We start from the raw sequence: 12,781 nt of genomic DNA on the forward strand, positions 1-12,781 counted from the left end.
TTTACCCCAGCCGCAAAACTGTAGCCACCATCGCCCTGGCTTCCCCGAGGCGGGCGCTGTTTCCCTCAAGCCCTGCGCGCATGATTGCTCCTTCCAGTATGAAGGAAAGCTGCACGGCCAACTGGCTGACCCGTTCCGGATTATCGGGGATCAGGCCGTTCAGATGCTCCACAAGCAGGTGCTCCACCTGTTCCTTGTGTTTTCTGACCGCTTCCCGTCCGGGGTCGCCAGCGGGCAGTTCTGCTGCCGCATTCAGCAGGCCGCAGCCGCGAAACCCGTGTTCATAGGCAAATTCCGCGTGATCGCGATAAGCGTCGAAGATGGCCAGTATCCCGTCCATCGGGTTTGCTGCCTGTTCGAGCCGCTTTTCATAGAGGCCAAGCCATTCGGCGTGGCGGTGCTCCAGATAGGTGGCCACCAGCTCCGCCTTGGAGGCGAAGTTGTTGTAGAGGCTCTGCTTCGCCACGCCTGCGCGCTGGATGATCGCGTCGATCCCGGTGGCTGAAATGCCCTCGTCGTAAAACAGTTCCGCCGCCGCTTGCAGAAGCCGCTCGCGGGCTGGTTTCGAACTTGTCGTTGCGGAATCGCTCATAATTCGTTGCCTTGATGATTAGGTAGACCAGTCTACCTAATCGGGAGGCCGAGTCAATTCCGCGGTAGCCGTGCCGTCTTGATGTGAACTGATTTGTATCCGCATGGGATCCTGCCGGACAGCCGAACAGACCTGTCAATTGTCAGGGAAAGGCATATCGAAACACGTCGTTCAAATAGGCCTGGTTCTGAATCCGGAAATGCGTTGTTCCAATTCGTTCAAAGCCTTGGGACGTATAGAAATTGATTGCGGAGGTATTTTCCGAGTTCGTGGTCAGCCATACGGAAGGAACATTCGCATCACGTGCGTGGCGCAAAGCTTCCTGCAGCAGTGCTCGTCCAATCCCGCTTTTTTGATGTCGAGGCTGGACGTAAAGGGTCGAGATTTCCATGGTCGAACAATTATCTATCGGAGCGGAGCTTTTTGAACTAATCCGAGTGAAGCCATCCAGACCCTCTTTATTCTCCGAAACGACAATATGTTCATCGGAGTCTTCGATGAGGTTCCGGAATTTTTTCTCCGTGAACTCGCTTAAAACGTAATCGGCAAAAAATGCGTTCACGCCTTGGCGGATGTAGGTGCCTAGCCAAACCTCAATCGAGATGGCTGCGAGAACAGAAGCGTCAGAAATTTGTGCTGTTCGCAAGCCCATGGGCAAATGTACTCCAACAGGAAAAATAATAATCAAGAATAAAGGGTTGGCTCAATATTTACAGCACATATAAACGTTGATGGGATGTCGTGACAAGTTTGGCACTATCCCCCTTGTCCCGTGGGAGAGATTCACGTATCCGCTATGTGAGGCAGATGGAACGGGAGGTCGTCCGGTGCCGCAGAGAATTTCCCCCCTGGCGCCTTTCCAGTACAAGACATTCCGGGCGCTGTGGTCAGCTACACTGGTTTCCAACCTTGGCGGTCTGGTGCAGACGGTCGGCGCTGGCTGGATGATGGCAACCATCGCCCATTCGGACGATATGGTTGCACTGGTGCAGGCTTCGACAACCCTGCCTGTGATGATCTTTTCGGTCGCAGCCGGTGCCCTGGCCGATAATTTCGACCGCCGCCGCATCATGCTGACAGCGCAGGTCCTGCTTCTGTTCATTTCGGTTGCATTGGCGGTTTTTGCCTATCTTGGCATCCTGACGCCGTGGATGTTGCTCAGTTTTACGTTCCTCATCGGCTGCGGCGGGGCCTTGCACAATCCTTCGTGGCAGGCGTCGATGGGCGACATCGTGCCTCGCACCGATCTGCCTGCGGCGGTGGCGCTCAACAGCATGAGCTTCAATCTCATGCGCAGCATTGGTCCGGCTATCGGCGGTATCATCGTTGCGGCGGCCGGTGCGGCTTTTGCCTTCATTTTCAATGCGTTCAGCTATTGTGCGCTCATTCTGGCGCTGTGGCAGTGGAAGCCTGAAACGGTCAAGTCCACCTTGCCGCGCGAAACGCTGGGACCGGCCATGATCGCTGGGCTGCGTTATGTCGCCATGTCTCCGAACCTTCTGAAAGTGATGTTCCGGGGCTTCCTCTTCGGCCTGTCCGCCATTGTCATTCTGGCGCTTCTGCCGCTCGTCGCCCGCGATCTCGTTCACGGAACGGCGCTGATCTACGGTATCATGCTGGGTTTCTTCGGGCTTGGCGCTATTGGCGGCGCGTTGCTCAGCGCCCGGCTGCGCGAGCTTCTCGGCAATGAATGGCTGGTGCGCGGCGCTTTCATCGCGTTCGCGGTCAGTTGCGGCCTGCTGTCGATCAGCCGGAACATGTGGCTGAGCTGCATTTTCCTGCTGCCTGCCGGTGTTTCGTGGGTTCTGGCGCTGTCGCTGTTCAACGTCACCGTGCAGCTTTCCACGCCGCGCTGGGTGGTGGGGCGCGCGCTCGCGCTTTACCAGACCGCGACCTTCGGCGGCATGGCGGCGGGCAGCTGGCTCTGGGGTGCCGTGGCGGACGAATATAGCGTGCCGGGCGCGCTTCTGGCAGCCGCCGTCGTGCTCGTTTTTGGCGCGCTGATCGGGCTTCTCCTGCCACAGCCTGACTTTGAGGCCCTCAATCTCGATCCGCTCAACCGTTTCAGCGAGCCGCAGCTTCGGCTTGATCTTCGTTCGCGCAGCGGCCCGATCATGATCATGGTCGATTACAAGATCGCGCAGGAAGATGTTCCGGCGTTCCTTTCCGCCATGGCCTTGCGGCGGCGCATGCGCATCCGCGACGGTGCCCGGCAGTGGGTGCTGCTGCGCGATCTGGAGAACCCGGAAACCTGGACGGAAAGTTATCACGTGCCGACCTGGGTGGAGTATGTCCGCCATAACCAGCGTCGCACCCACGCCGATGCGGAAGTGTCGGAAAGGCTGCTCGCCTTGCACAAGGGAGACAAGCCGCCGCTCGTCCATCGCATGATCGAAAGGCAGACTGTGCCGGTTCATGATGACATGCCTCTGAAGGCGCATCTGGACCTCTCGTGAGCGGCGATTTCAAATTGAGGCAAAACCGGGATTTGCGCCAAAACCTGCGTTTTTCGCATCGAAATTTGTGGCGAAGGACGGATTATTTTGTGGCGAAATAAAGGCTAGAAGCCCAGACGCTCCCGCAGGGCTTTTCGGTAGGATCGTGACACGGGCCATGATTGATTGATGCCGCGCATCCTGACCAACCATTTGTCGATTGTGCTTCGGTCTATGTCGGAGACGTGCAGGGCGTTTACGAATGCCGTGCGGTGAATGCGGAAAAACAGGCTTGCCGGCAGAATGCCTGCCCATATGCCAAGCGGCCGGGAATCAAGAATTGCAGAACCGTCGGCAAGCCAGACCTCGCTGTAATTGCCTGCCGAGCGGACCCCGATGATCTCCTCGGGTGAAAACCCGCGCATCACGCCGCGTTTGCTGACATAGATCACCGATGTCGGGTCGGGTTCCTCGCAGGAAGCTTGTCTATTTTCGGGCGTCGCGTATTTCGCCTGGGCGATCAGGCTTGCGCACTGGAACATCGCCTTGATTTCCGCGCGGGACCAGCGCCGGATTTCCTCTGTCGTGTCGAAACCGATTATTCCGCGCAGCCGATCGTGATGAAAAAGCGGGATGCTGAGAATGCTTTGATTGCCCTGCCGCAGAAATTCCGCCTGAAGCGCGCGTGCGCTGCGCGGCAGTCCCTTTACATCATGAACCGCGACGGCCCGCCCTTCGGTCAGGTAGCGGTGCAGCCATGCAATAAGCGTGGTTGGAGCCTGCTGAAGCTCGGAAATATAGGCTACCGTATCGCCCTTGCACCATTCATGCGTGTTGCGAAACCGCAGGAGGTCAGGCCCATATTCGATCATCCATGCCCGGTCTGACCGTGATGCATTGCCGACGGCGGCGAGGAATTCCGAAATGGCCTTCTCGACGGGCTTCCTGAGCAGGTACAAGGCACAAACATAGGGCCAGTCGAGCGCCGGTGCTTCCGCACACTCGGTCTCGGAATAAATCCGGTAGGCGCCAGCCGTGCTGTCCAAACTGTCTCCCCTGATGTTGCGGTATCAATATCCGCCGTCCGGCCATAGCCGGACAGTATATTGAATATAATTGCCCGCTATTTGCAATAGAGCTAAAGCAAGCAATGCAACCGCTGTGACAGGTGGCTTATCTTTCCGTATGGGAGATGAGCTGGAATGGAGCGCCCGCAAAGCGGCTGAAATCTCCAGAAAGCTCAAAAAAAAGCCTCGGTATGTGTGGTGATAGCATAATCATACCGAGGCTGCGCATTTGCCTGATTCCGCCGAAGCGTGCGCCACACCAGATTAAGGATCATTGCGACAGAAAGAAGTCTTTCTTCGATCCTGTATGGAATGGCTGTGGATCAATTAATCCGAAGCCAAATTGCTCGCATATCGCATGTATTTTATTTCAAATACTGCGTGCGCCAACTTTGATTTAACTTCCGTTCAGCCGATGTCTTCGACTTGATCGAGATACTGACCGTATCCTTCCGCTTCCATCCGGTCCTTCGGAATGAAGCGAAGCGAGGCCGAGTTGATGCAATAGCGAAGACCGCCGCGGTCTATCGGGCCGTCAGGGAAAACATGTCCCAGATGGCTGTCGCCATGGGCCGAGCGCACTTCGGTGCGCACCATGCCGTGAGACATATCGGTCAGTTCGGCGACATTGGCGGGTTCGATCGGCTTGGTGAAGCTTGGCCATCCGCAATGGGATTCATATTTGTCGGACGAGGCGAACAGCGGCTCGCCGGAGACGATATCGACGTAGATTCCCGGCTCCTTGTTATAGAGATATTCGCCGGTGCCGGGGCGCTCGGTGCCGCTTTCCTGCGTGACGCGATATTGCTCCGGCGTGAGCTTCGCAATCGCTTCGGGATCTTTTCTGTAGGTCATGATGTGCGCTCCCTTGATAGGTGCCCTGAATCTAGGCTGTAGGAAGCAACTATTCCAGTCCCGCGCAAATGACGAACTGTTGAAGAAACCCGGAAAAAACGAACTTACCGGCTGATCCGAACGCGCGGGAAGATTTCCATGGTCAGGTAATGCTCGTCGAAGCTTGAAATGTGAACGAGCGCGGAACGGTTCAGAAACTCGACTTCATTATTGCGGAAAACCAGAAGGTCGTCCTCGCGCAGTTCGCGCAGCATACGGTTGATATGGATCGGCGTAAGCCCCAGCGCATCGGCCAGTTCGCTCTGCGTCAGCGGGCAAAAGAAGCTGTTCTCGTCGCCCGTGCCGTTGATGCGGGCCCGGTGGCCAAGCTCCAGCAGAAGATGCGCGATGCGCACGAGCGCGCTGCGGCGGCCGATGCTGATGAGATGCTCGATGAGAATGGCCCGCTGCCGGGCCATCAGTTCCATGAATGTCATGGCAAGGCGCGGCGATTTGAGCAGGCTTTCGGTGAGATGGTCCAGCGAGATTTCGAGGACGGAAAGCTCCGTAACCGAAATCAGCGTGTAATAGTTGAAGCCCAGCCCGGTGCGGAAACCCAGAAAATCGCCTTTCATGGGGAAATCGAGGATCTGGCGGTCGCCATCGGGCAGGTCGCGATAGATGCAGCCCCAGCCGCTCTTGATGATGTGAACAGAATTGGCCCAGTCGCCCTGGCTGCTGACGACAGTGTGCGATGCGTAGTTCTTTGATGTTATTGGCAGGGCCCCGAGCACGCCGAGATCGCTTTCTTCAAAGACCGCGCCTATGGGGGCGCTTTCCAGAAAATGGCGCAGCGTTTTTGCTTCGTCGGCATTTATCACCATTGAGCCTACCTGCCGTTTCGCCCAGCAAAGGAAATATAAATTTTAAGTCTGGTATCCCCGCGTTCTTTCCCCGCTCTCGCCCGGAAGCAGGGCTTTGCAAGAGTGTTATCGAGGGAGCGTGTTTTGGCAAGGTAGTAATTTCTACCACTAATTGGGTATATATCCGCGCTTCTACTAAACCATATTTTCCTGAAGTCCTTAATCTAGGTTAATGACACTGAAGCAAATGCGAGGCAGTATCTCGGTGGTCTGATAACAATAAATAAGAATTTTTTGGCGAGTCAAATATATCTAATAATTACTAGGAATAGTAGGCTGGATAAGTATCCGCTAAAACTGTACAAAAATTATGGAGTATTTTTTATACAACAGGGTAGAGGGCGAGCAAATGAACATTTCTCCACAGTTTAGCAACAGAACCACTGAATTAAAGAATAACGGTTTGGGGGTAGCGAAAGACACTTCCTTTAAGCCTGAACTGCCGAGCGACAGCGTGCTGCCGCTGCTGGTTATCATAGACAACCGCGCACTGGATCGCGAATGTCTTGCGCACGGGCTGACGAACCACAGCATCGAAATGTCGATCGCCACATTCAGCTCGTTCGAGCAGTGGCAGCATCAGCGCCGTGGCCGCACGGCGGGCGCGGTGCTTTTCAACATCGGCGGTCAGAAGGTTTCAGACCCGGCGGTTGGTAATTACCTCAATCGCATTGTCACGGATTGCGCTCCAGCGCCTGTCATTCTCCTGGCCGACAAGGAAGAAATTTCTCAGGTTCTCAAGGCGCTCGACCATGGTGTGAAGGGCTATATTCCGACATCGGTCAATGTGAATGTCTGCGTCGAGGCATTGCGGCTTGCCATGGCGGGGGGAACCTTCGTTCCGGCCAGCAGCGTGCTGGCTCTGCGCCATGCCGCCGATCCGAACTCACAGCGGCTGCAACCTCTTGGCGGCATGTTCACCCAGCGTCAGGCCGAAGTGGTCAATGCGCTGCGCCGGGGCAAGGCGAACAAGATCATCGCCTATGAACTGAAGCTGCGGGAAAGCACCGTGAAGGTTCATATCCGCAACATCATGAAGAAGCTGAAGGCGTCCAACCGTACCGAAGTGGCGTGTATCATCAACGAGCTGTTCCCGTCGGAAACATCGTTTGCCGATCTGCAATAGGCCATTGGCGGGCGTTTGCCAGCCGGCGCATTGAACTATTCCGTGAAGGAGAATTTGGGTGATTATCTCCGACGTTTCGGCAGGAAACGGGCGGCAGCCGGTGGCTGACCTGCTCGACACAATAAGACGCAGAAAAATGATGCTGATCGTGCCGGTGGTCGCGGGCATCGGCGTGGGTTTTGTGGGCTACCTTACCGCGCCGGTCAGTTATGTGTCGGAGTCCGTGCTGGTGCTGGATATGCGCCGCTTGCAGGCGCTTCCCAATGAAACTGCAATCACGCCGTTGCCACAGGACAGTCCGGTGCTGCGTTCCGAACTCGATATCATCAATTCCCGCATGATGGCGCGCAAGGTCATCGACATCCTGCAAGCGGAGAACATTGCCGTGCCGACGGAATTCCGTTCGCGCACGGTGCTGTCGTCCGCTTCAGATACGGGTTCGCGCGCCAAAGGTGCCCGGGATGCCGATCCTGCCTTGCGTGAACGCCAGCAGATAGACCTGCTTCTTTCGCGGCTGCGCGTCACCAATGACGGGCGGTCCTATACGATCTTCATATCCTACCGCGCTTCCGACCGGGTTTATGCGGCGCAGGTCGCCAACGCCTTCGCCACCGCCTATCTCGACCATCAGATTGATGTGCAGCAATCGGCGACACGGCGCATCAGCGAGTGGCTTGGCGACAAGCTGGGCAACTTGCGCAGCGACCTTGAAAGTGCGGAACGTGCGGCGGAAGAATTCCGCCAGAAGTCACGGCTTGCAGGCGATCAGGGACAGATCAGCTTTCAGGCCCAGCGCGTGGCGGCGCTGAACAGCGAGATTGTCGCCGCGACGGGCGCCGTTTCGCTTGCCGAGGCGCGGTTGCGCACGGCGGAAGAACTCAAGAGTAACGATGAAGCGCCTGCACTGGCCGAGGTTCTGGCCTCGCCCGCCATCCAGACCTTGCGCAGCGAGCAGGCGCGCGTCGAGCGGCAGCTTGGCGAGTTGCAGTCGAACGGGGCGCTGAAGAGCGCCGAAATCCCGGTGCTGAAGGCTGAACAGGAAGCGCTGAAACAGCAGATTTCCAGCCAGGTCGGCGAAATCATCAAGAGCCTCGGCAACGAAATCCAGATAGCGCGCCAAAGGCGCAGCGGACTGGAAGAGGCGTTGAGAAAAGCGGAGGCTGATCTTGCCGAAGCCAATCAGGCGCAGGTGAAAGCCGTGCAGCTTGACCGGGAAGCCAATGCCAGCCGCACGGTCTATGAAAGTTATCTGACGCGGTACAAGCAGCTGATCGAGCAGGACGGCATGGCCGCGCCCGAAGCGCAGATGATTTCTCCGGCGGAACCGGCAATGGCCAAGGCCAGCCCCAACTTGCCGAACTGGCTGTTGCTGGGGCTGGGGCTTGGCGGGCTGGTAGCACTTGCGGGCACGATGCTTAAGGAAACATTCGACAAGATCAGGCCCGCGCAGACGGCTTCGCTGATGCTGCCGGGCATTCCGGCAGCGACGCTGCTGCCGGTTTCGCCGCAGATGACCGTGCCGCTTCTTGTCAATCGCGGCCTAGACCCGGCAAGCCCGTTCGGTCGGGCGATCAAGTCCGTGCATGATCGCCTGCGGGCTTTGACCCGCGGTCGGGATTCGCTGGCGCTTTCGGTCGTTTCCCTGTCCAACGGCGAGGGAAAGACATTGCTGATCACCGCGCTCGCACAACAGATCGCCGCCACCGGCCTGACGGTTGCGGTTATCGATGCGACCAGCAGGCGGTCGGGGCTGGCGGAGGCCTTCGGGCTTCCGCAAGGGGATAACGGCATCATTTCCAGCGGTCGCGCGCTGGCAGGCGCGACACTGGTGCACGACCATGGTTCAGGCATCAATATCGTCACGCCCAACAGCCAGAGGCGCGAGGGCGACTGGCTGGCCGAGCTGATTGCCCAGTTGCGCACTGATCACAAGATCATTCTGGTCGATCTCCCGGCGGTCATGGAGGACAAGCGCTCGGTTTTGCTGTCGCGGGCAACGGATACGGCGCTTCTCGTGGTGCCGTCGGACAGGCAGGACCAGTATGCGACCAATGCGCTGATCCAGACGATGGCGTCCTTCGGGCGCAAGCCAGCGCTTGCGGTCGTGAACCATAATTCGTCGTCCTATCACGGCTGGCTGGCGGTCATTGGCGTCATGGGTGGGTTGGGCTTGTGGGCGAAGCGAGGCGTGAGTGCCATCTTTTCGCGACGGCCAAAGTCAGCCGCAGGCAGCGTTCAGGAACAGGCGTGAGGGCAAGCCATGTCACACAGGATCATCAGAAACCGCATTGTCACCCACCTGCGGGCCACGATGCTCTCGGGGCTCATTCTGGCTGGCGGAAGTTTTGCCGCGCTTGGCGAAGGGCAGGCCTACCGGGTCGGCGCCAACGACGTGTTGCAGGTGACCGTCTATGGCCAGCCGTCCCTCACAGGGCTTTACCCGGTCGATGTGGATGGCAATATCGGCTATCCGATCGTGGGCAACATCCCGGTAAACGGGCTGACCATAAACGAGGTTGGTGAAAAGATCGCCGGGTCGTTGTCCCAGCATATTCCCGGCCTGACGGTCACGGCAACGGTCAACCAGTACGCGCCGGTATTTGTGGTCGGCGACGTGAAGATGCCGGGAAAATATCAATTTCGGCCCGGCATGGTGGTGCTTGAACTGACGGCGCTTGGCGGCGGGGCAGGCAAGACGGAGACGCCAGCGCTGACCGCCGGGATGCAGCTCATCACCGTGCAGCAGGAATATGCGGATTTGCAGATGCAGATCACCGCCATGACAATCCGGCGGGCGCGTTTCGAGGCGGAGCTGAACGGTGCGGAATTCAATTATGCCCTGCCGGAACAGCCTGCCGCGAACAAGGAAACGGTGGCGCTGACGCAGCAGATGCTGGACGGGGAAAAGACCGTCTTCAATGTCCGCCGCAACAATCTCGCCGCCGAACGTCAGGCACTGGAAGCGCAGGCCGCAAGCTATGGCGACGAGATCGAGACCTTGCAGCAGAGCATCAAGCTGCACGACACGGAAATCGGGCTGTTGCAGGAGAATGTGGATTCCAGCAAGTCGCTGGTGGATCGCGGCCTTGCCGCCAAATCCAACCTTCGCGACATGGAGCGCGATCTGTCGGCTACGCGGCGGGCCGCGCTGGAGCTTGCCTCCTTCCTCGCGCGGGCGAGGCAGAACCAGCTTGCCATGCGGCAGCGCATCGCCAATCTGGACGAAATCCGCAGGAGTGAGGCTGCGACTGCGTTGCAGGATATTGACCTCAACATTGCCCGCATGGAGCACCGCAGCAATGCACAGCTTCAGACGATGGCCGAAATCGCCAAGTCATCCGGCAATATCGCTTCATCCACGCTGCGCCAGAAGCTGATCTTTTCGATCAGCCGTATCGTTGATGGCAGCTTCCAGGATATCGTTGCCAATGAGCGCACGGAGATCAAGCCGGGCGATATCCTGCGCGTCGAACTGGATATGAGCAGGGTAGGCGGCTCGCCTTCATAAAGCGAGCTTCTCAAGCCGCGACGGGATCGGCGGATTCCTGCAACCAATTGCGATAGACGTCGCGCAGGCCGTCCTCCAGACGGATACGCGGCTTCCAGCCAAGCGCCCGCATCTTCGACGTGTCGAGAAGCTTGCGCGGCGTGCCGTCGGGCTTGCCGAGATCATGTTCAAAGCGGCCTTCATAGCCGACGACGCGCGCGACCGTCAGCGCCAGATCCCTGATCGAAATCTCGTCGCCCGTTCCGATATTCATGGGCTCGATGCCGTCATAGAAGCGCAGCATGTGCAGGCAGGCATCGGCAAGGTCGTCCACATGCAGGAATTCCCGCAAGGGCTTGCCGCTGCCCCAGAGCGTCACATGGTCGACGCCCCGCACCTTGGCCTCATGAATCCGACGGATCAGTGCGGGCAGCACATGCGAGCTTTCGGGATTGAAATTGTCGTTCGGGCCGTAGAGATTGGTCGGCATAGCCGTCATGAAGCGGTTGCCATATTGCCGCGCGCAGGCTTGCGCATATTTCAGCCCGGCGATCTTGGCGATGGCATAGGCTTCGTTGGTCGGCTCCAGAGGGCCGGTCAAAAGCGCGTCTTCGGTGAGCGGCTGCGCCGCGTCGCGAGGATAGATGCAGCTTGAGCCGAGCCATAAGACGCGTTCCACGCCTGTCTGATGGGCGGCGCGGATGAGGTTCATGCCGATCAAAAGATTGTCGTAGAGAAAATCCGCCGGATATTGCGAATTGGCCAGAATGCCGCCGACGCGGGCGGCAGCGATGATGATGACATCCGGCTTGCGGCCGCTGATGAAATTTTCCGTCGGTCCTTGCCGGGTCAGGTCGAGCGTGCTGTGCGCGGCAGTGATGATGTCGCAATCCGTGCCATGCAGGCGGCGGAGGATGGCGGAACCGACCATGCCCGTGTGCCCGGCAACGAACACCTTCTTGCCTTCCAGCGCATAGAGTGGGGCGATATCAGCCATAGAAGTCATTGCGTCCGACCTCCCGCATGATGTTGCGCAGATCCCAATCGACCATTTCGGCAACAAGGCTGTCGAAGCCGGTCGTATGCTGCCAGCCGAGGCGATCTTTCGCCTTGGACGCATCGCCGAGCAGGAAATCGACTTCGTTCGGACGGAAATAGCGCGGATCGATCTCGATTAGGCAATTGCCGGATTTCCGGTCGCGGCCGATTTCTTCCACGCCGTCGCCTTGCCACACGATTTCCTTGTCGACCGCCTTGAAGGCGCGTTCGACGAACTCCCGCACGGTGTGCGTTTCGCCCGTGGCCAGAACGTAATCGTCGGGAACATCTTCCTGCAGGATGCGCCACATGCCCTCGACATAGTCGCGGGCATGGCCCCAGTCGCGGCGGGCATCGAGATTGCCTAGTCGAAGCCTGTCCTGAAGGCCGCGTTCGATGGCCGCGACAGCCCGGGTGATCTTGCGGGTGACGAAGGTTTCGCCGCGTAGCGGGCTTTCGTGATTGAACAGGATGCCGTTGGACGCATGGAAGCCATAGGCGTCGCGGTAATTCACCGTTGTCCAATAGGCATAGAGCTTTGCCGTCGCATAGGGACTGCGCGGCGCAAAAGGCGTCTGTTCGTTCTGCGCCTTGGGCGAACTGTTGCCGAAAAGCTCCGATGTGGAAGCCTGATAGAAGCGGCATGTTTTGCCTAGCCCCAGAATGCGCATGGATTCAAGCAGGCGAAGCGTGCCGAGCGCATCGGCATTGGCCGTATATTCGGGCGTCTCGAAACTCACCTGCACATGGCTCTGGGCGCCGAGATTGTAAATCTCGTCGGGCCGCACTTCCTGAATGACGCGACACAGATTGGTGGCATCCGTCAGGTCGCCGAAATGCAGGCGAAAGTGAATGTTCTCTTCGTGCGGGTCCTGATAGAGATGATCGATGCGGGCCGTGTTGAACGAGGAAGACCGCCGCTTCAGACCATGCACGCGATAGCCTTTCTTGAGCAGAAGCTCGCTTAGATAGGCGCCGTCCTGTCCGGTCACGCCGACGATGAGAGCTGTTTTCTCCTGCAAAACCCTGCCTCCGATCAGAAACTCGATGGAAGCATGTTAGCGATTTCCGGCGCGGGCAGAACGGCTCCAAAACGGCAAACGCGGGCCGGAACATCCCTCTTCGGATGAGGCTTGCGACGCGTCCGGCATGGCCAGTTTCACCCAAAGAAGTAGGCAGTTCGCCCGCTGTCGGTGCCTGCCATGCCTTTGTGTTTCTTGCGGTATCTGTCGCGCTGTTGCGATCCTCTGGGTAAGGGATCGTGCACAGGAAGCGAAAT

The 12,781-nt window shown here is 58.2% G+C and carries 11 protein-coding genes; 4 read left to right on the forward strand and 7 right to left on the reverse strand.

The genetic code is table 11. The features are described from left to right. Position 1: 1 nt before the first annotated feature. Together AC0TNJ_RS18460 and AC0TNJ_RS18465 are read right to left on the reverse strand one after the other, a co-directional pair. Positions 2-592, reverse strand: a complete 591-nt coding sequence (locus AC0TNJ_RS18460) for a TetR/AcrR family transcriptional regulator (protein WP_122002528.1) — start codon at positions 590-592, stop codon at positions 2-4. Positions 593-734: 142 nt separating this feature from the next. Further along, positions 735-1,244: a GNAT family N-acetyltransferase gene (locus AC0TNJ_RS18465; RefSeq protein ID WP_122002527.1), complete on the reverse strand. Its 510-nt coding sequence runs from the start codon at positions 1,242-1,244 to the stop codon at positions 735-737. Between the two features lie 175 nt (positions 1,245-1,419). On the opposite strand from AC0TNJ_RS18465, the gene AC0TNJ_RS18470 reads away from it, so the two are divergent. Further along, on the forward strand, positions 1,420-3,048 hold the full coding sequence (locus AC0TNJ_RS18470; RefSeq protein ID WP_122002526.1) for an MFS transporter: 1,629 nt from the start codon (positions 1,420-1,422) through the stop codon (positions 3,046-3,048). Between the two features lie 104 nt (positions 3,049-3,152). Here the strand turns inward: AC0TNJ_RS18470 and AC0TNJ_RS18475 are convergent, their stop codons facing one another. From AC0TNJ_RS18475 to AC0TNJ_RS18485, 3 genes are all read right to left on the reverse strand, one after another. Continuing rightward, a complete protein-coding gene (locus tag AC0TNJ_RS18475) occupies positions 3,153-4,073 on the reverse strand; it encodes a LytTR family transcriptional regulator DNA-binding domain-containing protein (protein WP_473771969.1) in 921 nt (306 codons plus the stop codon). Between the two features lie 429 nt (positions 4,074-4,502). Beyond that, a complete protein-coding gene (gene msrB / locus AC0TNJ_RS18480; RefSeq protein WP_473771970.1) occupies positions 4,503-4,949 on the reverse strand; it encodes a peptide-methionine (R)-S-oxide reductase MsrB in 447 nt (148 codons plus the stop codon). A 104-nt stretch (positions 4,950-5,053) separates the two neighbouring features. Then, a complete protein-coding gene (locus AC0TNJ_RS18485) occupies positions 5,054-5,812 on the reverse strand; it encodes a Crp/Fnr family transcriptional regulator (RefSeq protein WP_473771971.1) in 759 nt (252 codons plus the stop codon). Between the two features lie 388 nt (positions 5,813-6,200). Here AC0TNJ_RS18485 and AC0TNJ_RS18490 point away from each other — a divergent pair, with 388 nt between their 5' ends. Genes AC0TNJ_RS18490 through AC0TNJ_RS18500 form a run of 3 tightly spaced genes read left to right on the forward strand, consistent with a single transcriptional unit; the run spans position 6,201 to position 10,485 of the window. Beyond that, positions 6,201-6,977 (forward strand): LuxR C-terminal-related transcriptional regulator, encoded by a 777-nt coding sequence (locus AC0TNJ_RS18490; protein ID WP_473771972.1) that lies wholly within the window; start codon positions 6,201-6,203, stop codon positions 6,975-6,977. A 58-nt stretch (positions 6,978-7,035) separates the two neighbouring features. Continuing rightward, positions 7,036-9,228: a GumC family protein gene (locus AC0TNJ_RS18495; protein WP_473771973.1), complete on the forward strand. Its 2,193-nt coding sequence runs from the start codon at positions 7,036-7,038 to the stop codon at positions 9,226-9,228. A 9-nt stretch (positions 9,229-9,237) separates the two neighbouring features. Beyond that, positions 9,238-10,485, forward strand: a complete 1,248-nt coding sequence (locus AC0TNJ_RS18500; RefSeq protein WP_473771974.1) for a polysaccharide biosynthesis/export family protein — start codon at positions 9,238-9,240, stop codon at positions 10,483-10,485. Between the two features lie 10 nt (positions 10,486-10,495). Here AC0TNJ_RS18500 and AC0TNJ_RS18505 read toward each other — a convergent pair whose 3' ends face one another. Together AC0TNJ_RS18505 and gmd are read right to left on the reverse strand one after the other, a co-directional pair. Further along, positions 10,496-11,470 carry a GDP-L-fucose synthase family protein gene (locus tag AC0TNJ_RS18505; RefSeq protein WP_473771975.1) on the reverse strand — a complete coding sequence of 325 codons (975 nt, stop codon included), beginning with the start codon at positions 11,468-11,470 and terminating at the stop codon, positions 10,496-10,498. Beyond that, positions 11,454-12,524, reverse strand: coding sequence for a GDP-mannose 4,6-dehydratase (gmd, locus tag AC0TNJ_RS18510; RefSeq protein WP_473771976.1), 1,071 nt, complete (start codon positions 12,522-12,524; stop codon positions 11,454-11,456). Before gmd ends, AC0TNJ_RS18505 begins: the two co-directional genes overlap by 17 nt. Positions 12,525-12,781 lie beyond the last annotated feature (257 nt).

This window comes from Ochrobactrum sp. PL_is483 (assembly GCF_055816855.1).